This is a genomic window from Thermosynechococcus sp. M3746_W2019_013, assembly GCF_015296045.1.
In the GTDB taxonomy this organism is placed as follows: Bacteria; Cyanobacteriota; Cyanobacteriia; order Thermosynechococcales; family Thermosynechococcaceae; genus Thermosynechococcus.
On record NZ_DVDW01000066.1, the window covers coordinates 1 to 22,565 of the forward strand.

Genomic DNA, 22,565 nt, shown 5'->3' on the forward strand with positions numbered 1-22,565 from the left:
GTGCTCAACGCCTTACGGCATCAGAGGTAGAGGCACTGACCCGCCTCAAAAGCCTCTCTAGAACTATATTAGCACAGGTCATTTTCAAGTATGTCAGCCACTTGATTTTTTTTTGGCTGTAAAGTTTTTAGCCTGGCCCCGTATTCAGTTGTCAATTCCACTCTGGGGAATAGGTTCAGAGATTTTCAAGCACCTCTAAATCTAACAAAAACTCTCAAACCATGTCAAGGGGCTATTTTTGAATATTGATGAATTGAGAGAATATTTGAGTCCAGAGGTGCTTGCACGCTAGAAGATCTTGAAATTCTGCTGCGACACTGGCCATGCCCCTGAACGGTTGCAAGCACGGACCCGCTCTATGCATTGGTTGCACAGTCCTACGATTAGGAGATCATCTTCCTCAGTTAGGACTTTTTCGAGCTGCCAGCGTAGCTTTTCCCGCTCTCGAGGTGTGAGACGACAGCGAAAAATTGAAAACTGCAATCGTTCACCGTAGCCCTCCAACTGCTTATAAACCTGTCGCCATCGCTTGGGATCGCGGATGTCATAGCAGATGAGGTACCAATTTTTAGATTCAGCCATGGTTCAGCGCAAAATGAGTTTGCCAAACAACCCCGCTTCCCCGCTCCACTCCTTTTCTAGTAGGCGCACTTCCAGTTCCAAGAGTCGCCGATAGGTGAGGGAGTAGTTGGTGACTGGGTGTTTCCATGTTTCACCTTTGCGAGCTTCATAGAGCTCAATGAACTTACGCCGACCATAGTCACTCAGCCATACGTGATCTCGGCGTACTTCAAAGCACTGGTCAAGGTTCCACTGCATGCGGTTAATTGACCCAATAACCACCATATCCACAAGGGGGACACGGAAAATTTCCATCAAATCTAACGCAAGGGGCGGTGCTTGAGTACGCGGCTGGTGATAAAAGCCAAAGGCTGGCTCAAGACCAACCGTGAGAATAGCATTCATCACATCCCTGAGGAGCATGCCATAGCCAAAACTCAGCAACGCATTAAACGGATCTTTAGGGGGGCGGCGATTGCGACCGTTGAAGTGCAACTTCTTGGGAACGTGATCCGCCAGTAGATAGGGCAACGCTGAAAAATACAGGGCAGCGAGATGGCCTTCAATACCCCGTAGAGTCTCTAGGGAATCGGCTTGGGAGAGGGTACTGAGGTGCCGCTCCATTTGGGTGGTGATATCCTGTAATGGCGGCAGAGGGTCTTGGCGATTCCGCTGTCCTCGCAGGAGCAGGCGGCGCTGACTCTGTCCCCGACAATTCACCAGTAACCGGGCAAGATGTAAACACTGATCTGGGTTTGTCAGGGCTTGATATTGACGAATACGCCGCTGAATACTGCCTTTGCGGTTGTCAATGCTGCCGATGTAACGCCCACCACTGCTGATGAAGTGAATACCAATACCCTCATCGGCGCACAGATGAATGGCGGGGGTGGTAATTTGGGCAAATTTGTGGATCACGACTTGACCCACCTGCTGAATGGGTAGCTTTTGCTCAGGTTGATCTTGAATCGCAATCCTGAGCTGCTTGCCAGCGCGCTTGATGAGAGCTTCGCCAACGGTGATGTGGATAATCTCCCGTTCGTCATCCCTTGGAAATAACCGCAGGGGTAAATGCTCAGGATCCCGAGCGAGGCGGGCTTCTTCGGGTAGGCAAACAGGTGCTAAGGAGCAGTTGAGGCAGAGTCTTTCATTGCTGCATACAGGGGGACGTTCTAGGGAAGCGCGCAGTTGACGTGCTTGCTCAATCGTGTCGCGCACCAGTTGGCGGCCTGACTCATCCACAGGAACTCGGACAGTGACGTTATCCCGGTGATAGTGAATGCGGCCTTCGGGCACAGTGACGCCGAGAACGGTTTCCAGTAAGCAGGCATAGGCCAAAATTTGTACCCTGTCACTGTGCCAAGCTTGGGGCTGTCGCTGGCGATCGCGATAACAGCGACCGATTTTGTGCTCATAGGGAATTAAATGTCCCTCAAGGGTGCGCAGGGCATCAACTTGTCCGCGTAAGCCCAGAGCGATGCTTTCAAGACGGAATTCTTGCCAATCTCCCCGTTCTAGCTTTTGTAGTTCTACGTGGAGCCGTCGCCCCGCAAAGACTGACTCATTTTGGGTGTACAGCTCTTCAACTTCTTCAAGATAAAATAGCCGCCGACAGTAGGTAAAAGCCCGCAGGGAGCTGACGCGCAGGGTCTCCGTTTCCGCACAGGCAACCATCTGTTCCATGATTGACATCTCCAGTCAGAAGATGCCACTAGTTTATCCATTGCCCTTCAGAGGAAAATGCAAGGTAAAAGGGGAAAAGAATTTCCTCCTCTGAAAATGTTGCTGGCAGGGACACGCCCTTGGGTGTTTACTAGGGGCAATGAATTGCTGCCATCGACGCTTGGCAGACAATCAACCACCCTAGGCAGCAGCTGTTGCCGAATCTATCTCCTGCATTTTTAGCCTTCAGCAAGACAACTCATTACTAAATTGGGGCAAGGAGACATCATCCCTTGGCATTGTTCTAGGGTTAGGAGCTGCAACGCTCTCTAAAGATGGTTTCGCCACTGAAAACTGCGTTTCCATGCGGGCGATCGCGGGGGCAATTCCTGCAACGAAGCTGTTACATGGTTAAAGACCTCCTCCATTACCGGTAGGGGCACTTGATCCTCAGCCTCCAAAAGAAGCGCCAGCCGCTGTCCCCCCTGTAGCTGCATGAAGTACAATTCTTGGTGAATTGGTCGTGGCACTGGCAAATAGCGCACTTCACCGCGCAGGCGCCGTCCCAAAATGCGTCGCTCAACTGGGGTGGATGTGGTAGTGGGGGAGCCCCCCAGTTGGGTAAAGCGCAGCCAATTGCGCAACTCCTGATCCGAGAGACCCCCTAGTACTTCATCTATTTTGGGTAGAGCAATGAGGCTCACCATTAACTCGTGCTCCCCGGGTACAGCATTGGCGGGATAAACCACAGCAACGCCATTCTCACCAAAAGGGGTGGGGGGCGAAAATGGGAGGGGTGTTTCAAAGGATAGCCCCAGCAGTTGATAGCGTTGGGGGACAAGGGCAACCGTCTGAATTGTCGGTTCACTCGCCCGCCCCATGAGCAGGGGAAACGCTCCCAAAAGGGCCAGACTACAACAACCAAGGGTCAGCAGCAAACGCATAAACTCTCACACTAGGGGGATGATTGATGTCGTTGACGATAGGCAATGTATAGACCCTCTAGGAAGTCTTCGGCGCTCAGGGAGGGCCAGTGGGCAGGATAGGTGGGCAGCAACAGGGGTTCTAATTGTTGGCGCAGCTCTTGAGCTGCTTGGTAACGACCCACAGGACTCAGGCGATCGCGACTATTGAGGTAGTTCCGTAGTAGGAGATAGTGTTCGGGGGTCATCTGTTCCCAGTGGGCGAGCGATCGCAACTCCTGCACCCAAGCCGCCTGTGATTGCCGAAGGGTTATCCCTTGGGGTGCAAACCGCGTCGCCTGTTCATCTTGAATCACCAAGGTACCTGCCACCCTATCTCCTAGGCGTTTTTCTGATGGAGATAACGTCACCAGGAATGCCCCTATACCCAAAAAAGCAAAATCAATGGATTGCAGCAAACTGCGCAGCGTCGCCTCCCGCAGACCAATGGGGCGGCCATTATCCTGAACAACCCGAATTTCTGCGTATCGCTTGCCGGGGGTTTGTCCCTGCCAATAGGTTTCAAAGAAAATGTAATAGCCGTTGTAGAGGACAAAGATCACCAATAGGTAAATGCCCAAACTCCAAGCTTCAATACTCTGACCACTGGCGGGTAGCACCTCAATCAGCCACGGGTAAAGCGCATAAAAGATGTACCCTGCCGCCAGCGAAAAGAGCACAAGGGCGGTGTAGAGAATCACCTGATCAATGACCCAAGCTAAAACACGGCTGCCGATTCCCCCAAGGGCAAAGTCCAATTCAATACTTTCGGGCGTGCGTAATGTTACCCGCCGCAACCAACGCAAGGGGTTGACCGCTTTAGAGTGCACTTGAAACGCTGCCCCTTCATTGCGTACCCGCAGATCCCAATAGAGAACTGCCTTGATCCCTTGCCACAGGGGCAGGAGCAAAACTGCGACAAAGAGGCCAGCGACGGGAATAATCACCACACTATTGAGAATACCGCCAAGGAGATTGACGGGAATGGTTGCCAGGGAAGCAACAAAAAACACCGCTAGGGTATGCCATGCCTGTCCCTGCGTCAGTTGCCAACTGCGCCAAATGGACTTGAGGGGCGTACATTCCGGTTCAAGAGCCAAGACCACATCAACGAGGGAAAGCCGCGCCATAAAGTAGCTAATCACCAACAGCGCAAGGAGCACTAGCAACAGGATGCCGAGGAGAAAACTTAACAAGAAGAGACCTCTTGCGGGCTCAGTTTGGATATTCTGCTCCAGGAATTGCCCTAAGGGCGATCCCACCAAATAAAGTAAGTAGCCGATCGCCCCCAAGACCATATAAACCAAAAGCAAAATAAAGCTGACAATCAGAGTAGCCAGCAGATAATTCCACATCTTGGGAAAAATGAAGCTGCGGGCTTCCGATTCCGATTCCTCAAGGGCAGTGAGAGCAGCATAGATCCGGCGAGAAAGCAGGGCACCACTGGCCATCAGCCGGGTCCAACCAAAGAGATAAAAAGGCAAAGCGACCAGGATACCAATGCCTGCAAGCAAGAGAAACAGAGCAACATTATTGATGGCTCCAGCGAGAATCCCGCCAACAATCAGGGCCACAGCGACGATCAGCACGGCGGCAATGGTGAGCAGAAAAAACCACGCATGGGCAAAAAGGCTCAAAAGAAAATAGCGGTTGCCCTGATGACGGTACAGTTCCAAAGCAATCGTGACCACATTGCCACTAGAGAGAGAAGGAAAAAGCCGTCCTCGCTGTTGAAAAGGCCACATTCGCAATACTCAACCAATTGGAAATCGAGACGATCCTAACGTTTGCACCTATCGGTCCCTGCGCCATCTTTGTAAAATTTGTTAACATTAGAACAATTTAACCCTTCTTTTCTTCGTTCATCGCTGTTGTTGTTCTGTTCTTGATGGCTGAGGTGTGGGCATTGACCCCTCTGGTCAGCTCAGGTATTGGTTGCGTTTTCGCCAGTTCAAGGAGCACGTATGGCACTGTACGCAGAACTACATCGACATTTAGGTGGCTCAGTGGTACCGCGCATCCTTTGGCGGTATTTTCAGCGGAACGATCGCTCCCTTGCTGATCGCTTTCCCGACTATGAGGAATTTGAAGCCTTTTATACTCGCCCCCGCCAATCCCTTGAAGAATACCTCGAACTCCACACCCTAGTGGAGAGTGTGCAAACGCCGCAAACCTTGCCCTATTTCATTTTTCGTTTGATTCGCGGCGCCTATATTTTTGAAAATTTGGCCTACTTGGAGTTGCGCTATACCCCCTACCTGCGCACGGATCCGCAGCGATCCCAGAGCGATCGCATTGAGCAGATGGCAGACATTGTCAAAACCGTGGGTCTAGCTTGCCAAGTGCCCGAGTACCCAATTGTCACTAGCCAAATTCTCTGCATGCACACGCGGCTACCCTATGCCGTCAACCGTGCCATCGTTGATCTGGCGGCGAGTTTTCCTGAGTTTGTCTGTGGGATTGACTTGGCTGGGGGCGATAGCGTCTATGGCGATCGCCTGGCGGAATTTATTGACCTCTATGCCTATGCCCGCGATCGCGGTCTGAAAACCACGGGTCACCTCTACGAAACGGTGAATGGCTGCTACCCCGAATTGCTGCCCTATCTACAACGCATTGGCCATGGCATTCAAATTCCGCTGCGCTACCCAGAGCTGCTCAAAGAAGTTGCTGCAGCGGGGCAATGCCTTGAAGTGTGCCCCACTACCTATTTTCAAACGGGTACCCTTGAGAGCTACGAACAGTTGCGGCTGATTTTTGAACGCTGCTTTGAGGCAGGGGTGGATGTGGCCATTTGTACCGATAATGCGGGTCTGCATAATGTGCGGCTGCCCTTTGAGTACGAAAACTTGCTGACCTATGACATCCTGAACTTCAAGGAATTGCAAGCCTGTCAGGAAGCGGCTTTTCGCCATGCCTTTGCTTGGCCCCATCCGCAACCGCCGACCCTGCTCCTGAGTAACCTGCTTCAGAGCAATTCACCGCAAACTGCCCTTGCCGGCTGCGGTATCCAGTAAGATAGACTTATGAGCAAGATTGAACGCATTACAGGTCGGGGCCTTCCCCTGCGAGGCAACGATATCGATACGGATCGCATTATTCCAGCGCGGTTTCTCCGCTGTGTCACCTTTGATGGCCTCGGAGAACATGTTTTTGCAGACGATCGCCAGTCGGGGCAGCACCCCTTTGACCTGCCTCAGTACCAAGGGGCCCGGATTCTGGTGGTGAATGCCAATTTTGGCTGTGGCTCGAGTCGTGAGCACGCCCCCCAAGCGATCGCCCGTTGGGGCATTCAAGCAATTGTCGGCGAAAGCTTTGCTGAAATTTTTGCGGGGAACTGCTTGGCAATGGGGGTTCCCTGTCTGACGGCAGCCCCAGAACAGGTACAGGCACTGCAAACGCTCTTAGAGAATCGGCCCAGTACAGAACTGACCCTAGACCTGCACGCCCTGACCCTGACGGCGGGGGATGAAGTGATTCCCCTAACCGTAGCGGAAAGTAGCCGACAAATGCTCATTTCTGGTCAATGGGATGCCTGTGGTCAGCTCTTGGCCCATCGTGACAAAATCCAGGAAGTAGCAGCGCGACTACCCTATGTGCAGTGGGCCATTCGGTGATGTACCCCCGACGCTGATGCTGACAGACTGATCCATTAATACATTTTCCATTGATACATTTAGAGTGCGGGCTGCTCAGTGACCTCTGCTACTGCAGCGGGCGTTTCCTGAACTGTAAGGAGGGGATGCCCCACCGCTGGTATTGACTGCCCCATGGGTAAAATTTCGCTAAAAACCTGCCTAGAATGTGATCAATATCACAGCAACCCTAGGGAAAACCGGCAAAGGTAGAAGTAAGCACACAATTTAGACCACTTGTTGAAGTGTCACGTTTTGTAACGTTGTTCCTGCCCTAACTTAAGCTGAAGGCGGAAAGTATTTAGAAAGTATTTAGATTTGCAGAGGAGATGATTTTTTGAGGGCGATTAAGACGGAGAGATAAAATGAGTGGCCTGCAAGAGGAACGGCATGTCTTGATTTTGAATACGGTCGGTGGACGGCGGGCGATCGCCCTTGAGGCAGCGGCCTACTCCCTTGGGCGCGATGAGAGTAATGCCATTGTTATTGATTTTGAAACAGTTTCCCGCCAGCACGCCATTCTCCTGCGGGTCCCTGTCCCCGGCACCACCAGCTATCGCTATCGTTTGGTGGATGGCAATGCCAATGGTAAACCCAGTACCAACGGCACTTTTGTCAATGGCAAGCGCATTAGCAGTCATGAATTGCAACACGGCGATGTCATTCTCTTTGGCCGTAAAGCCAAGGCCTCCTATCTCCTGCTCTCCATGGCGGATACAGAGTTTAGCCAATATCTGCAATCCATTGCTTTCCAAAGCATTAAATCCGATCTGCGGGGTGCAAAGGAAACCCTGGTGGGCATGGAGCTAAGTGGCGAACTGCGGCGAACCCCCAACCGTGAATTGGTGGCAGCTGCAGCCACCCAGTTACACCCTGAACTTGAACCAGCAAAAGATACGTTGCCTAGTGAGAGCGACAGCGAGGCAAAGGGGAACAACAAAGAAACCCTCCATGAAAAAGAAAGCCAAGGATTAAAAACGAACCTCGTGGCTCTAGGGGCGATCGCCCTTGTGGTTGTTGCCATTACCATAGGAGCGGTCTGGAGAGCGGGCCTCTCCCCCAATCAACCGCAGGGATCACCACCTGCCACCCCAACCCGCAACTAGCTTAACCCAGATCCTTACTTACATCGCTTTGATAAATATTTCAAAGTATAAACAATCCCGTATAATAGTGGCTCCCCTGAATCCCTTTGCTAAAATAAAATCAATAATGGAATGCGTTCTACAACTAGCTGGGAGGTTGCGATCGCCCTAAAATCATAGGTTCCGCAAAGAAACATAGAGACATTTCAAAAGCAAGCAACTTTTAGGAGAACCTGAATGACAAAGCGAGATCACAACAAAGTCTATAATGTCACTTTGGTGAACGAAGCAAGGGGCCTAAATAAAACGATTCGTGTTCATGCCGACGAGTACATTCTCGATGCTGCTGAAGCCCAAGGTATTTCTCTACCCTACTCCTGCCGTGCTGGCGCCTGTGTCAACTGCGCCGGTCGCATCATTAAAGGTACTGTGGACCAGTCAGATCACTCCTTTTTGAAACCCAAGGAGCTGGATGCTGGCTTTGTGCTGCTGTGTGCCGCCTATCCCACATCCGATTGCATCATCTCAACCCACGAAGAAGACAATTTATTGAACTTAACTTAGCTTTTGCCTCAACGTTGTTGTTGAGGAGTGTCTCCACTTCGGCTTTATAGATTTCCCTCCAGCCGAGGGGGTGGTAGGATTAATAATTCATAATTCCTGAAAAGGCTACTCAACGGTTACTGACTTGGCAAGGTTGCGGGGTTGATCAACATCTAGACCACGGCGGGCAGCAATGTGATAGGCCAACAGTTGCAGAGGCATCACCGTCAAGACCGGGGAGAGAAGCTCATCAACCTCAGGCACCGGTAAGAGCTTATCAAAGGTGTGCTGGGCTTCGGCCTCGTCAAGGGGGGTAACACCAATGAGGCGAGCATCACGAGCGCGGGCCTCTTGGGCATTGGAGAGGACTTTTTCAAAGACACTGCCGGGCATGGCGATCGTGAGCACTGGGACTTTGGCATCGAGGAGGGCGATCGGGCCATGTTTCATCTCACCCGCAGGATACCCCTCGGCATGGATATAGCTAATTTCTTTGAGTTTAAGGGCACCTTCAAGGGCAATGGGAAAGTTGATCCCGCGTCCCAAAAAGATAAAGTCTTGGGTTTCCCAGAAGTCATGGGAGAGAGCTTCAATATAGCGTTCTTGGCTTTCTAAAATTTGCTCCATCTGGGCCGGCAATTGCCGCAACCCAGTCACCAGTTCCGCTAACCGGGAGCGATCGCAAGACTGCCGCTGCCACGCCAATTCGAGGGTCAGCAGATAGAAGGCTATCAACTGGGCAACAAATGTTTTTGTAGCTGCCACGCCAATTTCAATGCCGGCACAGGTATCAATAATGTGGGGCACCAGATGCCCTAGAGTACTTTCGGGCCGATTGGTAATCCCTAACAAACGAGGTTGGAGAGCGCCATCAAGGCCTCGGCGGCGTTTTAGCTCCATCTCTAGGGCCGCAAGGGTGTCTGCTGTTTCCCCAGATTGGGTGACACCAATGGTGAGGGTATAAGGTAGCAGAGGCGGCGGCGCATAGCGAAACTCTGAGGCATATTGCACGCTCGTGGGAATCTGAGCCACCTGCTCAAGCAGATATTTGCCCACCAGGCCGGCGTGCCAACTGGTTCCACAGGCAACAATTTGAATGTGCTGTAGATTATCCAGCAAACTGGGAGGAAGATTTAATTGCACAGGACTAAAGGGACTGGCCACATCCCAATCGGCTCGTAAATAGTTCTCTAAACAGGTGCGGACCACCCCCGGCTGCTCATAGATTTCCTTGAGCATGTAGTGCTTAAAGCCCTGCTTTTCGACCATCACAGGGGTCCAGTTGAGGGTACGGGGGGTTTTGCGTAGGCGATGTCCCTCAAAGTCATAGACCTCAACCCCTGTGGGCGTCAGCCGAGCCAGTTCCCCATTTTCCAGCGGCAACACCGCACGGGTATAGGGAATAATCGCTGGGGTATCCGAGGCACAGAAAAATTCCCCTTGGCCAAAACCAATCACCAGAGGAGCCTGTTGCCGTGCCACGATCAATTCATCCGGGTAGTCTGCACAGATAACGGCGATCGCAAATGCACCTTCCAATTGATGTACGGCTTGGCGTACCGCTTCTAGGAGGCCATTGGCCGTGGGGGTCTCAGGCAATACTTCGGCAATCAGGTGGGGGATGACTTCGGTATCTGTTTCCGAGCGGAAAATGTGCCCCCGCGCCTGTAGTTGGTCCCGCAGTTCCCGATAGTTTTCAATGATGCCATTTTGCACCACAGCTAGGCGATCGCGACTGTCACGATGGGGGTGGGCATTGTGTTCCTCTGGTTTACCGTGGGTTGCCCAACGGGTGTGGCCAATACCGACATGGGCAACAATGTCCAGCTGTTCAACCTTCTCCACCAAGTTCTGGAGTTTGCCCTTGGCGCGCACACAGAGGAGTTCGCCCTCATTGAGTGTGGCAATGCCAGCGGAATCATAACCTCGGTATTCCAGCTTTTGCAGGCCCTGGAGTAGGACTTGCGCCGCTTGCTGGGGGCCAATATAACCAACAATGCCACACATAAATAGACCTCGTAATCTGAGAGAAACAGGGGTGCTCTAACGACGGCTGGCAAACTGGGGCAGTTCCACCTGTGGTTGTTTCAGGGGAGGTCGTGAACGGGTAGCAAAGCGTTCTTTGGTGAATTCGGCTTGCCAAGGCTGAATGCCAATCGGCTGAATCGAACGCCGATGGGAAACTGCTGACCTAGTGATCTTGTCTAAGGGTTTGGAGGCGGTGCTGGAGGGAGCCTCAACTTGCTGAATTGTTCTTTGCCAAGAGGTTTCGATCTGGCGGCGAGAATTGGCGATCGCTTGCCATTCTTGATCATCAATGTTCCACGCTACTTTCTGCCACTCACTCATCACCCAACACCCACACTTTGATGACAGGTTATTATTCGGATTTTTATGAACTAGATTATCGGAATTTTAACAAAAGGCAAGCTTTGGGCAAAAATTGTCACAGGATGCCAGAAAGACAGCCTGTAACTCCCGTCACCTGCTGTGTTGAGCAATTACGCCCATCTCCTAGGGTTCATGCGGTTTCAGGGGAACTCAAGACACTTCACAAACTGGCACGTGCCTTTCCGGTTCCGCCTCTGGGGAGCGGGGCAATTTGTTTTCGTATCTTTTACAGACGAGTGCCGTAGTGCCACAATACCCTAAACAGCCTATCACTGGAGATGCACAGCCATGAACCTGCGGGAACTCCTGACAGCGGCAGCGATTACACCGGGTTTTGAGCATCCTGCCCTCGATCAAGAGGTGAAGTCCCTGAGTACGAATTCTTGGGAGTGTGAGCATGGCTCGTTGTTTATTGGTATGCCGGGCACACGGGTGGAGGGGGGCAATTTTTGGCCAAGTGCCTTGGCGGCAGGGGCGATCGCCGCGGTGGTGTCTCCCCAAGCCAAACCCCGTGAGGGAGATGCCTGTGTAATTGTGGTGCCCGATATTGAGCGTGCCTGTGGTCGGCTTGCAGCTGCTTTTTATAATTACCCCGGCCAACATCTCAGCCTGCTAGGGGTTACGGGTACCAACGGCAAAACAACCACCACTCACTTGGTGGAACATCTCCTCAACAGTGTTGGCTCGCCAACAGCACTCTTGGGGACGCTCTACAGTCGGTGGCCGGGACACTGTGAGGTGGCTAGCCATACAACGCCCTTTGCGGTGACCCTTCAGGCGCAATTGGCCGCTGCAGTGGCCGCAGGCTGTCGCTTTGGGGTAATGGAGGTCAGTTCCCATGCCTTAGCGCAGGATCGGGTGTGGGGCTGTCAGTTTGAGGTGGCGGCTTTTACTAACTTGACCCAAGATCATCTAGACTATCACCGCGATTTGGAGGACTATTTTGCCGCTAAGGCCAAGCTCTTTACCGCTGACTACCTGAAGGGTCGCGCAATTCTCAATGGCGATGATCCCTTTGGCCAGCGACTGGCTCAGCAGTTGTCCCGCGATCGCTACTGGACCTATGGCTTAAGCAAGGATGCGGATTTTTGGGCTGAGAATCTCAACTATCGCATCAATGGTGTGATGGGCACGGTTCATACCCCCCTCGGTAGCGGTACCCTAGACTCACCGTTGGTGGGACAGTTTAATGTGGCCAATGTGCTGGCAGCGATCGCGATGGGAGCAGCGGTGGGGCTACCCCTTGATGCCATGCTCAAGGCCCTGCGTGACTTTCCAGGGGTGCCGGGGCGCATGGAGCAGGTGCGCCTTGACCCAGAACAGGACATTACCGTTGTCGTGGACTATGCCCACACTCCCGATAGCCTTGAGAACCTGCTGAGGGCAGCTCGTCCCTTTATTCCTGGCAAACTGATCTGTGTCTTTGGCTGTGGGGGCGATCGCGATCGCAGCAAACGTCCCCAAATGGGAGCCATTGCCGCTCGCTTGGCGGATCAGGTAGTGGTCACCTCGGACAATCCCCGCACTGAGAATCCACAGCGGATTCTCGATGACATCCTTGCCGGTATCCCACCTGAAACAGCGATGATTGTTGAGAGCGATCGCCGCCAAGCTATTCTCCAAGCCATTCTGAGCGCCGCCCCCGGCGATGGCGTGATTATTGCCGGCAAAGGCCATGAGGACTACCAAATTCTCGGTACCGAAAAAGTGCACTTTGACGATCGCGAGGAAGCCCGAAATGCCCTCAAGGAGCGACTCAAACAACCACTGCAGGGGGGCTAACATGCCACAATAGGGGATTGTTGTCCCAAAGCGAGCAGATTGTGATTGAGGCAGAGGTTCACCGCCAATTACGGGCATTTTTACGCAGCAGTGGCGATCGCCGGTGGCCTCACCATCTCACCTTGGCGCGGTTGGTGGCCCGTGCCCTGCGGCTGCGGCGGGGGTGTTTACTTCAGGTCAGCCAGCGGGCGGTGTTACAACATCGCTATGGCCTGAGTTATCTGTTGCCGCTGCTGTTGTATCCTGAACCGGCCCTGCTAGTTGTCCCCCAGGAGCGACTGACACGGCTACTGCACCAAGAAATTCCTGAACTGCTCACCTTCCTTGCCGTCACCAAACCAATTCAGCATAGCCACTGCCCGCAGCCAGTGTTTGAGGGAGTGCTCGTGATGAACCTCGAGGACTGGTGTCGCCAAGCCACCCCCCACCCCAACGTTGTCACGATTATTGATGGCATTGAAGCCTTGCCCCAAATTGCCCAGCAGCAGATGACCTGCACAATTACCACCAGGGATTGGGAGCACTTGAAACTAGCGATTCCCAGTGCCGTTGGCGCCATTCGCCAAGTTTATGCCCAATTGGTGCAACACCTCTTTCAGCGGCCTCAGAATCCCTATGGCGACTATCTGCTCACCCCCACAGAACAGCAACCCCTCCTTGATCTGCTCCATCAATGGCCGCAGTCGCTGCCTCCCCAGTGGTCGCAATTGCGGGACTACCTCAACCGCAGTGACACAGTCATCTGGGGCCGCCGCCATCCCACGGTAGGCTACTTTACCCTCCATGGCCACCCCCTGAATTTGCGTCCCTATTTTCAGGAGATTTGGTGCCAAGCCCCCTTTGTCCTCATTGGCAGCGGACCCGATACAGACTCCCCTCTGGCCTATGTGCAGCAGGACCTAGGGATTCCGCCCCAAACGACGATTAAATTTGCCAGCGATCGCCACAGTGAAGCCATTACCCTTGCGATCGCCGAAGACTTACCCCTGCCCAATACCCCGGAATTTGCCCCGGCGGTTCTGCGGCGTCTCTACGATCTCATTGGCACGATTGGCCATCAACGGGCAGTGATCCTTGTCAGTGATGTACCCCTGCGGGAACAGTTGGCCACCCAATTGGCTGCCCTCTACGGTTCACGGGTACAGGTGGAGACGACGGCCCTTGAGACGAACACGATTTTAGTAACGGGGGAAACCTTTTGGCTGCGCCATGGGGCACAGTTACCCTGCCCGGCCCTATTGGTCCTGACGACGTTGCCCTTCCCCTCCCCGGAAAAAGCAGTGGTGAGTGCCCGCATTGAATGGCACAAGCGGCAAAAACAAGACTGGTTTCGTCAATATCTCTTGCCCGAGTGCTTGACGGTGCTAGATCGTGCCCTTGCCCCTGTCCGTCAGGATGATACCTTGGTGGCCATTTTGGACCGGCGGCTTACGGAGCGCAGCTATGGCCGCGAAATTCTCCAGAGTCTCAGTCCCTACAACCGCGTTAGGGATCGCGCCCAATCCCCGCGTTGAGTTTGCCACTGCGAAAGCCCTCCAGATCCAAGGTGACATCGGTAAAACCAAGGGACTGAAAGTGATTCACCAGTTGCTCAAGATCCGTCATCGTTACAAAGTCAGCAATCTGCTGTTGGGGCACCTCAATGCGAGCGGTATCGCCATGACTGCGGACACGACACAGTTCCCAGCCCTGCTTGCGCAGGTAGTATTCGGCATTGCCCACCCGTTGCAGCTTGGCAAGGGTAATTTCTTCACCGTAGGGAAAGCGCGAACTGAGACAGGGTTGGGCGGGTTTATTCCACCAGGGCAGCCCTAGGGATTTGGCAATTTCTCGCACTTCTAGCTTGCTAATGCCAATTTCGGCTAGGGGCGATCGCACCCCGCGTTCTTTGGCCGCCGCAATGCCCGGACGATAGTCTTGGAGATCATCAGCGTTTACCCCATCAAGAACATACTCATAGCCCCAAGCCTGCGCCAGTTCCCGCAGGCGATCGTGGAGTTCACTTTTGCAAAAGTAGCAGCGATTCACGGGGTTGGTGGCGTAGTTGGGGTTCTCCAGTTCATGGGTTTCAATCAGTTCATGGCGAATGCCAATGGCTGCCGCTTGAATGCGCGCATCCTCTAGATCCGCTGGAAATAGGGAAGGGGAGACCGCCGTGACCGCCACCGCCCGATCGCCCAAGACATCCTGAGCAACTTTGGCCACCAGGGTACTATCAATACCACCAGAGTAGGCAATCAAGGCTCGATCGAGTTGACCGATGAGATCGCGTAAGGCCGCTAGTTTGTCCACGCCCATCACCGACCGATTTTCTGAGAATTCTGCTCCTACAGTGTAGCTTAGGGGTGAGAGCAAAACACTCAGGCACCCGTTGCCAAATGCTGCGAGTGCTCCCCCCTGCTCTAAAATAAAATCACGAACGGATAACCGCTGATTACTCGGGAGAACCTATGGGAATTTTCAATGGTATTATTGAGTTTCTTAGCAATATCAACTTTGAAGTCATTGCTCAACTCACCATGATTGCCATGATTGGCATTGCAGGACCAATGATTATTTTCCTGTTGGCCGTGCGTCGCGGCAATTTGTAGGCCATTTCTTTTTCAAAACTTTGGCAGTCCCCCACGTTTGTGCTAACCGTGCCAAATCCTTGGCTTGCAGTTGATACCAGCGTTGCAATCGTGCCAGTTCTTCGGTAATGCTCAGGGTGGGGGCAAATTCTTCGCAGCCATAGCCCAGATGGCGCAGGATCGCTACCAGCGTACAGGGGGCAATCCAATAGGTTTGACTTAAGGCTAAAAGATTCACTTTAGCCCCTTCTTTGGCTTTCAGCTCATTTTGAATGGAGAGGATGAGGGTCGGTGGGGGGGCGATCGCGGGTCGTTGGTACCCCACATAGACTATTTCGGGCTGGGCAATGGCCAATAGCCAACGCAAATGGGTAGAAGAGGGGGGCAGGGACCAGAGGATGAGTGTGCGACAGCGGTCGCGGGGGCGATCGTAGTGAATGGCTGCTGTGGTGAAGTTGGGAGGGACCTCAGGGCGGCCATAGCCATAGAGCAAGACATGGTCGCGCAACTGCGGCAGGAGCGTTGTCAAAGGCGGGAGGGGTTGCCAACTGGGAATCGGGTGACTCGGTGGCTCGGGGACGTACCACGCCAGTGAGGGTTTGACTCCCTTGAGTTCGAGTTCCAACTGGGTTTCGCCATTCCAAGTGTGGGCTGTGAGGTGATAGGCAATATCTACTCTGGTTGGCAACGGCAAAAATGGTCCCCAGCGCCAAGCCTTAGCGGTCATCTGCTGCCCATTCTGCTCTAGGGTGAGTTTCAGGTGCTCCCCCTGCTGACCCATGGGCGTTTGTTCGAGGATCTTGACCCCGCGACTACAGAAAATAGGCTGAGGATTCTCACTGCCAAAGGGTTGCAATTGCTCCACTTGAGTGTAAAAGTCCCAGGTCAGTTGCTCAAAGGAGATTTCGGCATCAAGGGTGACCAGGGGACGCAGATCCTCGGGTTTGAGACAGGTTTGGGCAAAGGCCCGCAGGCGATCGCGCCAAGCCGCTAAATGCTCTGCCCGTAGGCTAAACCCTCCGGCCGCTTTATGACCGCCATATTTCAACAGCAAGTCCTTGGTGGCCTCAAGAGCCTCAAAAACATGGAATTCTGGAATACTACGAATTGAGCCACGAATTGTCGTCTCATCTTCATAGGTGCCAATAAACACAGGTACGCCGTAGCGCTCCACAAGACGGGAGGCCACAATGCCAATGACCCCATGGTGCCAGTTGGGCTGGACGATCACCAAAACCCACTCCTGTTGGGGATCAAAATCCGTCTCTTCGAGGTGGGCGATCGCCGCCGCTTCAATCTCGGCACAGAGATCCTGACGGCGACGGTTGGTTGCTTCACAGAGGGCTGCCAGCTCCTGAGCACGGTCTGGATCGTCCGTTGTCAACAATTCAATCACTACTTGCGGGTCACCAATCCGGCCAATGGCGTTGATCCGCGGTCCGAGACGAAACCCCACGGCCGTGGGTTTTAGGGAGGCGTCCTGCTCGGGTAAACAGCGCGCCATTTGCATCAGTGCTTGGACGCCCACCAGAGGAGAGGTGGGAAGGGTTTGCAATCCCTGCTTGACCCAGCGGCGATTCACCCCCGTCAAGGGCGCCAGATCGGCAATTGTGCCAAGGGTACACAGCTCCCGCAACGGCCGCACCAGTGGCCGCCAGTTGCCCAATCGCTGCGCCAGGGACACAGCTAGAATATAGGCCATCCCCACCCCTGCGAGGGTATGGTAAGGCGAGGTCGGGGAAACTAGTTTTGGATTGAGAATGGCATGGGCAGGGGGCAGTTGCGGTGGTACATCGTGGTGATCCGTCACAATGACTGTCAGTCCCAGTTCCCGCGCCTTGAGAATCGGTTGGAGGGCAGCAATGCCGTTGTCCACGGTGAGAATCAGTTTGACGCCTCGGTCGTAGCACTCCTGCACAATCCGCTCATTGATGCCATAGCCTTCATGCATGCGCGAGGGAATTTCATAGTCAATGTCTGCTCCCAGATGGCGCAGGGCACGCAACAGCAGGGCGGTACTTGTCATGCCATCGGCATCGTAATCCCCACAAATGGTCATCTTGTCGCCGTGGGCGATCGCCCGTTGCAGCAATTCCACTGCTAAATCAAGGTCAGGAAAGACCCTGTTGGGAGGCGGTAGCTCTAGGGTTTCCGGTTCGAGAAACGCCCGTACGGCTGTAGGGGTTGTAAGACCCCGCCGCAAATAAATTTCCGCCAGCGATGAGTGGCAACCCAGAGTCCGCCTCAACGCGTCCTGACACTTAGGATCAATCGGCGGCAAAAGCCAACGTTGCTGGGGAAGAACACCCATGATGCGGAAGGGGGAGATAGGCAAAGCAACAACCCCAATGCTAACTTGAGGCTGGCTTTGGTTGACAGGCTGAAAGAATTAGAATGATAATCATTAACATTCTTATAGAGCCTTAGTGAATCCCTTAGGCAAAGTCTTGGTGTGAGGTTAGGAGGGCAAGTATGGCAAAATCCCTAGCAACGGCCATTGTTGGTGCCGTTGGCGTTAACGTTTTCTTTTTGAATTCCGCAGTTTTTGCCCAGAGGCCAAATCCGCTGTCGGCAAGTGCCAGCATGGGGCAGGTCACCTCTGTCTCGCAGCTTTCTGATGTGCGCCCCACTGAGTGGGCCTATCAAGCCCTAGCCTCCCTTGTGGAAAAATATGGCTGTGTTGCCGGCTATCCCGATGGCACCTTTCGCGGCAGCCGCGCCCTGACGCGGTTTGAAATGGCGGCGGCATTGAATGCTTGCCTCGATGTGGTGAGCGATCGCTTTGCCAGTAAAGAAGATCTCGCTACACTGCAACGGCTCTCTCAGGAATTTGCTGCCGAATTAGCCACGCTTCGCGGGCGGGTAGATCAGCTTGAAGCGCGTACTGCCAACCTAGAAGCTCAGCAATTTTCCACAACTACCAAGTTATCCGTGGATGCCGTGATGGCCTTTCAAGCCGGTGGAAATACAGGCCAAGTAGTCGATCCCGTCACGGGGACTGGGTTCGCAGGGGGAAGCTACAACCCCACAGCGATCAGCCGTGTAGAACTGACCCTGAATACCAGTTTCCGCGGTGACGACTTGCTGACCACTACGCTGGAGGTGGGTAACAATGGCGTAGATACGTTTGGAGCAACGGGGATTGGTACCAACGGCCTCCTTGCCGGTGGTTCTGTAGATTATGGCGGTGTTGCAGCGGCTGCGAATCTATTTCGCCTTTTTTATACCTTCAAGCCCACGGCAGACCTGACAATCGGTATCGGCCCGCAGTTTTACCCCAGCGATATTGTGGATGCCAACAGCTACGCTAATAATTCATTCACGGATTTTAGTTCCAACTTTTTTATCAACAATCCTCTGATTGTTCCCTTTGCCGTAAATGATCCCGGAGGGGCAGGGGTGAGTATTGAATGGAACCCAGGAGGAGGGTTCTTTACCCTGCGCAGCGTCTATGTTGCCGCCACTGCCAACGCCCCCGGCGGTGTACCCACAGGGGGGGGTCTGTTTGGGGATCCCTATCAGGGAACTGTGGAATTAGAGTTTGCGCGTGCCTTTGGGGCCAATGAACAAAACAATTTTGCTGTTCGCCTGCAATACACCAACGCCTCGACCTTGAACATTTCCCAAAATGCAGCTGGGATCAATGCCGAACTCTCCCTGGGCAAGTTTGGCCTCTTTGGGCGCTATGCCTACTCCGATATGAAGCTCTATGGGGATGGGGCCACCATTAATGGTCTAGGGCCCTTTGCCGTCGATCCGGGTGCCCTAATCATTCCTGCCGGTGGGCAAGTGAATACTACGGCGCACACATGGATGGTCGGCCTTGCTTACCGGGATTTGCTCACCGAGGGGTCACTATTGGCAGCGGCAGTGGGCCAGCCCTTTATTAATTCGCTGCCCTCAGCCCCGCAAGTTAATGATGCCACCCAAATGAACTATGAACTCTTTTTCCGCTATCCCCTGAGCGACCATATTTCAATTACACCGGTGTTTATGGCGGTAACCAATGCCCACAATCGGTCTGACAGCAGTCCCCTTTTTCAGGGGCTGATCCGCACCACGTTTAGCTTCTAGGGAAAGACCTACAGTTGTTGTGAAATGGGCGGTAGGATAAAAAAATGCACAATTATGGAACGCTTAAGTCTATGCTGCATCCGCGTTTGGCTGCTGCCTTTGAGCAGCGTTCGGCTCTCAAGATTATCAGTGGCCTGAATAACTTTGATCGCGATCGCGTGCGGGCGGTGGTGACCGCTGCCGATCAAGGGGGCGCCACCTTTGTGGATATGGCTGCCGATCCTGAACTGGTGCGCCTTGCAAAGGAACTGACGACGCTGCCAGTCTGTGTGTCGGCGGTGGAACCGTTGCAACTCCTACGGGCAGTGGCCGCTGGTGCCGATCTGGTGGAAATTGGCAACTATGATAGCTTCTATGCCCAAGGGCGAGTGTTCAGTGCCGAGGAAGTGCTGGCCTTGACGCGCCAAACCCGTGAGCTGCTGCCCCAGACTATGCTGTCGGTGACCGTGCCCCATACGCTGTCCTTGGATCAACAAGTTGCCCTGGCTGAGGCCTTGGTGGCCGCTGGTGCCGATGTCATTCAAACGGAGGGGGGGACGAGTAGCCAGCCCCACCACGGCGGCACCTTGGGTCTCATTGAAAAAGCAGCTCCCACATTGGCAGCCGCCTATGAAATTTCCCGTGCCGTTTCGGTGCCGGTGCTGTGTGCTTCGGGGCTTTCGACGGTGACGATTCCGCTGGCGATCGCCGCTGGGGCTGCGGGGGTTGGGGTTGGTTCTGCCGTCAACCAACTCAACAGTGAAGTGGCCATGGTGGCCAGTGTGCGTGCCCTTGCCGAAGCCGTCAAAGGTGCCATTGCCGTCCACCGCTAACCCTGTGGTCAACCCCTCTCGATTGGCGCTGGCCTGTGCGAATCGCCTTTTTGAGGCGGCGGACAATCGGGAGCGGTTCCTCCAGGCGCTAATGACCCCCCCAGCTTATCCTGCCACTGTGCTTTGGTGTGGGGAGTCAGCTGCTGCGCTCCCTTTTGTGGCCTTACCGCCGCTGCCGTGGCAGCCCCCCTGGGTGAGCCGCTTTGTTGCCGGTAGTCCAACGGGTCAACACCCTCTCCATGCAGCCGGTGCTTATTATTGCCTGGATACCTCCTCGGTGTTTGCGGCGGTTCCCCTGCTCACCCTGCCCCAGGAGCCGTCCTTGGTGATAGATGTGTGTGCGGCGCCTGGCGGCAAGAGTCTCTTTGCGTGGCGATCGCTGCGCCCTCGCTACCTCATCTGCAATGAGACCATTGGCAAGCGGGTGGGGATGCTCATTGGCAATCTCAAGCGCTGTCGCGTGCATCCCGTAGGGGTCACTGCTTGGGATAGTGAAGTGCTGGCTGCTGAGTTCCAAGGCACTGCCGATGTGGTGATTGTGGATGCCCCCTGCTCTGGCCAATCCCTGCTGGCCAAGGGGCAAAAAGCCGATGGGTGCTTTCATCCACTGACGATTCGCCACAACCAACGGCGACAAAAACGGATTCTAGCGGCGGCAAGCGCCCTTGTGCGCCCGGGGGGATGGCTGCTCTATAGCACCTGCACCTTTAGCCAAGATGAAAACGAGGATGTGGCGGCTTGGCTCATGGCAAAGTTTCCGCAGTTGCTTCCTCAACCGGTGCCGGCGCTAGCGGCCTATCAATCCCATTTAGCAACATTTCCTTGCTATCGACTATGGCCCCACCAAGGGGAAGGGGCGGGTGCCTTTACAATTCTCTGGCAACATCAGGGCAAGGGAGAATCTCATCCCTTACCGGCATTGGGGGAACGTGGCGCCTTTGGCGATCGCTGGCGCTGGCACTCCAGTTCCCAACCGGCATAGGTGATAGCAGCAAAGGCATTTTGATCTAAGTACCGACTGAAAATGCGACTACTGGCGATCGCCGCCCGTCCCATTAATGTTGCTCCTAGAAGCTGCCCTTGGCGATTGATCACCACTTGCCCTAAACTCTGACCCTCGGGAGTCAACTGCTGAATCTCCCAGCATTGAATGGGTTCCCTAAGGTACTGCTGCGCTTGCCGCACATTCCAACCCACACGAGCAATGGGCACAGGTAAGGCAATCCACCACGGTTGACGGTAGTAGTCCAGGGTTATGGGCTTTCGCTGTAAAATCTGGCGGGCGATCGCAAAGGCTTCAAAGAATGTCAGGGAGGGCAAATGGTATCCCCGCTGCCAACCGCCACAGGCGTAGACTTGAGGATGACTCGTGCGCCCTTGGGGATTGATTCGCAACCACCCTTGCGCATCCCGCTGCAGGTGTTGCACATTCAAAGAGGTCGGATCAGGTGCTTTGCGCCTTCCCAGAAGTGGAACCCCCAAACCGAGACCACTTAGAGCAGCGTGCAGGCGATCGTTGAACCAGGCATCTTCCGTTGTTACAACCGGCAGCCCTTGTCCATTAGCATCAGAAGCTTTGCCAGACCAGTGGTGCCAACAGGCTCGCTCAATCCTGCTGAGGGCGTCCAGATCATGAAAATCCATTGCCGCCGGCGCATCAAGGAGCAAATAGCCTCGGGCATAGAGGCGATCGCCGCCCACCTGAAAATGACAGCGCGGCCGCCAAACAAATTCCCCCACCCCTGTGATCACATCTACCCCCACCAGTTCCAAGACCCTAGGGGCATAGCGCCGCTGTCCGTGGCGGAGGTGGGCTTGAAAGTGCTGCCAATGCTGAGCATCTAAGCTTAGGGGCGGAAACTGCGATAACCACCAGCGTTGCCACTGCCACTGCCACTGCTCATCAGGAGGTGGGATCACCAAGCCAATCCGCCCCAAAGGAGCACAGCGATAGGCAAGATCCAGCGCAAGGGGACTGGCCGCAACAATCAGCAAATCGTACTCAAAACGCATCGGAAATTAAGAGAAATTAAGATAGAAACGACAACACTGGCAGCGCCCATCCGCACGTTTAACGTTCGTCCCCACTGGCCACAACGTTTGGCACCCCTGTGGGAATTGGCCTACAACCTCTACTGGACGCGGCACGCAGCGGCAATCGCCCTCTTTCGCCGCCTCGACCCAGAACTGTGGGAGCAACAACCACAGCCCGATTTTGGGATGCATTGCCCAGATCCCCACTGAGAACCGCTTTTGGGCATAGAGGGAGCGGGTAATCAACCAATTTCAAGAATATGCCCAGCCTGTGCAGACGTGGTACCAGCAAACCCGCACCAATGCGCCCCGGCGATTGTATTGCCTATTTTTCCCTTGAATTTAGCCCCACGGAGTGCCTGCCAATCTATTCGGGGGGCTTGGGATCACCTCAAATCCGCCAGCGACTTAGGACTCCCCTTGGTGGCGGTGGGGTTGCTCTATCAAAAAGGCT

20 protein-coding genes are annotated in these 22,565 nt (G+C 54.1%); 11 read left to right on the top strand and 9 right to left on the bottom strand.

The window, feature by feature from the left end; genetic code table 11:
* Positions 1 to 288 precede the first annotated feature (288 nt).
* The 4 genes from cas2 to IGQ16_RS11390 all read right to left on the bottom strand — a co-directional run bounded on the left by cas2 (position 289) and on the right by IGQ16_RS11390 (position 4,930).
* Positions 289 to 582: a CRISPR-associated endonuclease Cas2 gene (gene cas2 / locus IGQ16_RS11375; RefSeq protein ID WP_024124532.1), complete on the bottom strand. Its 294-nt coding sequence runs from the start codon at positions 580 to 582 to the stop codon at positions 289 to 291.
* A 3-nt stretch (positions 583 to 585) separates the two neighbouring features.
* Positions 586 to 2,253, bottom strand: a complete 1,668-nt coding sequence (locus IGQ16_RS11380) for a type I-MYXAN CRISPR-associated endonuclease Cas4/Cas1 (protein ID WP_041429058.1) — start codon at positions 2,251 to 2,253, stop codon at positions 586 to 588.
* Positions 2,254 to 2,552: 299 nt separating this feature from the next.
* Entirely contained in the window at positions 2,553 to 3,167 is a 615-nt protein-coding gene (locus IGQ16_RS11385; protein WP_024124534.1) for a hypothetical protein, read from the bottom strand.
* A gap of 11 nt (positions 3,168 to 3,178) precedes the next feature.
* Positions 3,179 to 4,930 carry an RDD family protein gene (locus IGQ16_RS11390; RefSeq protein ID WP_297061603.1) on the bottom strand — a complete coding sequence of 584 codons (1,752 nt, stop codon included), beginning with the start codon at positions 4,928 to 4,930 and terminating at the stop codon, positions 3,179 to 3,181.
* A gap of 219 nt (positions 4,931 to 5,149) precedes the next feature.
* Here IGQ16_RS11390 and IGQ16_RS11395 point away from each other — a divergent pair, with 219 nt between their 5' ends.
* The 4 genes from IGQ16_RS11395 (at position 5,150) to IGQ16_RS11410 (ending at position 8,469) form a co-directional block, all read left to right on the top strand.
* Positions 5,150 to 6,202, top strand: coding sequence for an adenosine deaminase (locus tag IGQ16_RS11395; protein WP_024124535.1), 1,053 nt, complete (start codon positions 5,150 to 5,152; stop codon positions 6,200 to 6,202).
* A 9-nt stretch (positions 6,203 to 6,211) separates the two neighbouring features.
* Complete coding sequence (leuD, locus tag IGQ16_RS11400) at positions 6,212 to 6,802, top strand: 3-isopropylmalate dehydratase small subunit (RefSeq protein ID WP_297061604.1); 591 nt, start codon at positions 6,212 to 6,214, stop codon at positions 6,800 to 6,802.
* A 383-nt stretch (positions 6,803 to 7,185) separates the two neighbouring features.
* Positions 7,186 to 7,926: an FHA domain-containing protein gene (locus IGQ16_RS11405; RefSeq protein WP_024124537.1), complete on the top strand. Its 741-nt coding sequence runs from the start codon at positions 7,186 to 7,188 to the stop codon at positions 7,924 to 7,926.
* A gap of 216 nt (positions 7,927 to 8,142) precedes the next feature.
* Positions 8,143 to 8,469, top strand: coding sequence for a 2Fe-2S iron-sulfur cluster-binding protein (locus IGQ16_RS11410; RefSeq protein ID WP_024124538.1), 327 nt, complete (start codon positions 8,143 to 8,145; stop codon positions 8,467 to 8,469).
* Positions 8,470 to 8,574: 105 nt separating this feature from the next.
* On the opposite strand, the gene glmS is transcribed toward IGQ16_RS11410, so the two are convergent.
* Positions 8,575 to 10,455 (bottom strand): glutamine--fructose-6-phosphate transaminase (isomerizing), encoded by a 1,881-nt coding sequence (gene glmS, locus IGQ16_RS11415; protein ID WP_024124539.1) that lies wholly within the window; start codon positions 10,453 to 10,455, stop codon positions 8,575 to 8,577.
* 36 nt (positions 10,456 to 10,491) lie between these two features.
* Positions 10,492 to 10,797, bottom strand: coding sequence for a hypothetical protein (locus tag IGQ16_RS11420; protein ID WP_297039907.1), 306 nt, complete (start codon positions 10,795 to 10,797; stop codon positions 10,492 to 10,494).
* Positions 10,798 to 11,127: 330 nt separating this feature from the next.
* On the opposite strand from IGQ16_RS11420, the gene IGQ16_RS11425 reads away from it, so the two are divergent.
* Both IGQ16_RS11425 and IGQ16_RS11430 read left to right on the top strand, forming a co-directional pair.
* Positions 11,128 to 12,621, top strand: coding sequence for a UDP-N-acetylmuramoyl-L-alanyl-D-glutamate--2,6-diaminopimelate ligase (locus tag IGQ16_RS11425; RefSeq protein ID WP_297061607.1), 1,494 nt, complete (start codon positions 11,128 to 11,130; stop codon positions 12,619 to 12,621).
* Between the two features lie 20 nt (positions 12,622 to 12,641).
* Entirely contained in the window at positions 12,642 to 14,135 is a 1,494-nt protein-coding gene (locus IGQ16_RS11430) for a helicase C-terminal domain-containing protein (protein ID WP_297061609.1), read from the top strand.
* Here the strand turns inward: IGQ16_RS11430 and larE are convergent.
* Positions 14,107 to 14,919, bottom strand: a complete 813-nt coding sequence (larE, locus tag IGQ16_RS11435) for an ATP-dependent sacrificial sulfur transferase LarE (protein WP_024124543.1) — start codon at positions 14,917 to 14,919, stop codon at positions 14,107 to 14,109. The two genes, IGQ16_RS11430 and larE, sit on opposite strands and share 29 nt — an antisense overlap.
* Positions 14,920 to 15,071: 152 nt before the next feature.
* On the opposite strand from larE, the gene IGQ16_RS11440 reads away from it, so the two are divergent.
* The gene (locus tag IGQ16_RS11440; protein WP_011057084.1) at positions 15,072 to 15,212 is read left to right on the top strand and encodes a photosystem II reaction center protein Ycf12; all 141 of its coding nucleotides are present in this window, start codon (positions 15,072 to 15,074) and stop codon (positions 15,210 to 15,212) included.
* Here IGQ16_RS11440 and recJ read toward each other — a convergent pair.
* The gene (gene recJ, locus IGQ16_RS11445; protein ID WP_367116132.1) at positions 15,175 to 17,526 is read right to left on the bottom strand and encodes a single-stranded-DNA-specific exonuclease RecJ; all 2,352 of its coding nucleotides are present in this window, start codon (positions 17,524 to 17,526) and stop codon (positions 15,175 to 15,177) included. The two genes, IGQ16_RS11440 and recJ, sit on opposite strands and share 38 nt — an antisense overlap.
* 137 nt (positions 17,527 to 17,663) lie before the next feature.
* Here recJ and IGQ16_RS11450 point away from each other — a divergent pair, with 137 nt between their 5' ends.
* The 3 genes from IGQ16_RS11450 to IGQ16_RS11460 all read left to right on the top strand — a co-directional run bounded on the left by IGQ16_RS11450 (position 17,664) and on the right by IGQ16_RS11460 (position 21,059).
* Positions 17,664 to 19,265 carry an iron uptake porin gene (locus tag IGQ16_RS11450; protein WP_297061610.1) on the top strand — a complete coding sequence of 534 codons (1,602 nt, stop codon included), beginning with the start codon at positions 17,664 to 17,666 and terminating at the stop codon, positions 19,263 to 19,265.
* 71 nt (positions 19,266 to 19,336) lie between these two features.
* Entirely contained in the window at positions 19,337 to 20,077 is a 741-nt protein-coding gene (locus IGQ16_RS11455) for a DUF561 domain-containing protein (protein ID WP_024124546.1), read from the top strand.
* A complete protein-coding gene (locus tag IGQ16_RS11460; RefSeq protein ID WP_297061613.1) occupies positions 20,055 to 21,059 on the top strand; it encodes an RsmB/NOP family class I SAM-dependent RNA methyltransferase in 1,005 nt (334 codons plus the stop codon). Before IGQ16_RS11455 ends, IGQ16_RS11460 begins: the two co-directional genes overlap by 23 nt.
* Here IGQ16_RS11460 and IGQ16_RS11465 read toward each other — a convergent pair.
* Positions 20,981 to 22,090: a hypothetical protein gene (locus IGQ16_RS11465; protein WP_297061615.1), complete on the bottom strand. Its 1,110-nt coding sequence runs from the start codon at positions 22,088 to 22,090 to the stop codon at positions 20,981 to 20,983. The two genes, IGQ16_RS11460 and IGQ16_RS11465, sit on opposite strands and share 79 nt — an antisense overlap.
* Positions 22,091 to 22,177: 87 nt before the next feature.
* Between IGQ16_RS11465 and IGQ16_RS11470 the strand changes: the two genes are divergently transcribed.
* A complete protein-coding gene (locus IGQ16_RS11470; protein WP_225871784.1) occupies positions 22,178 to 22,321 on the top strand; it encodes a DUF3417 domain-containing protein in 144 nt (47 codons plus the stop codon).
* The last annotated feature ends 244 nt before the right edge of the window (positions 22,322 to 22,565 follow it).

Bases quoted from the DNA above. Each gene is read 5' to 3' on its own strand.
- cas2 (WP_024124532.1), bottom strand. From the start codon at position 582: ATGGCTGAATCTAAAAATTGGTACCTCATCTGCTATGACATCCGCGAT.
- IGQ16_RS11380 (WP_041429058.1), bottom strand. From the start codon at position 2,253: ATGTCAATCATGGAACAGATGGTTGCCTGTGCGGAAACGGAGACCCTG.
- IGQ16_RS11385 (WP_024124534.1), bottom strand. From the start codon at position 3,167: ATGCGTTTGCTGCTGACCCTTGGTTGTTGTAGTCTGGCCCTTTTGGGA.
- IGQ16_RS11390 (WP_297061603.1), bottom strand. From the start codon at position 4,930: ATGTGGCCTTTTCAACAGCGAGGACGGCTTTTTCCTTCTCTCTCTAGT.
- IGQ16_RS11395 (WP_024124535.1), top strand. From the start codon at position 5,150: ATGGCACTGTACGCAGAACTACATCGACATTTAGGTGGCTCAGTGGTA.
- leuD (WP_297061604.1), top strand. From the start codon at position 6,212: ATGAGCAAGATTGAACGCATTACAGGTCGGGGCCTTCCCCTGCGAGGC.
- IGQ16_RS11405 (WP_024124537.1), top strand. From the start codon at position 7,186: ATGAGTGGCCTGCAAGAGGAACGGCATGTCTTGATTTTGAATACGGTC.
- IGQ16_RS11410 (WP_024124538.1), top strand. From the start codon at position 8,143: ATGACAAAGCGAGATCACAACAAAGTCTATAATGTCACTTTGGTGAAC.
- glmS (WP_024124539.1), bottom strand. From the start codon at position 10,455: ATGTGTGGCATTGTTGGTTATATTGGCCCCCAGCAAGCGGCGCAAGTC.
- IGQ16_RS11420 (WP_297039907.1), bottom strand. From the start codon at position 10,797: ATGAGTGAGTGGCAGAAAGTAGCGTGGAACATTGATGATCAAGAATGG.
- IGQ16_RS11425 (WP_297061607.1), top strand. From the start codon at position 11,128: ATGAACCTGCGGGAACTCCTGACAGCGGCAGCGATTACACCGGGTTTT.
- larE (WP_024124543.1), bottom strand. From the start codon at position 14,919: ATGGGCGTGGACAAACTAGCGGCCTTACGCGATCTCATCGGTCAACTC.
- IGQ16_RS11440 (WP_011057084.1), top strand. From the start codon at position 15,072: ATGGGAATTTTCAATGGTATTATTGAGTTTCTTAGCAATATCAACTTT.
- IGQ16_RS11450 (WP_297061610.1), top strand. From the start codon at position 17,664: ATGGCAAAATCCCTAGCAACGGCCATTGTTGGTGCCGTTGGCGTTAAC.
- IGQ16_RS11455 (WP_024124546.1), top strand. From the start codon at position 19,337: ATGCTGCATCCGCGTTTGGCTGCTGCCTTTGAGCAGCGTTCGGCTCTC.
- IGQ16_RS11465 (WP_297061615.1), bottom strand. From the start codon at position 22,090: ATGCGTTTTGAGTACGATTTGCTGATTGTTGCGGCCAGTCCCCTTGCG.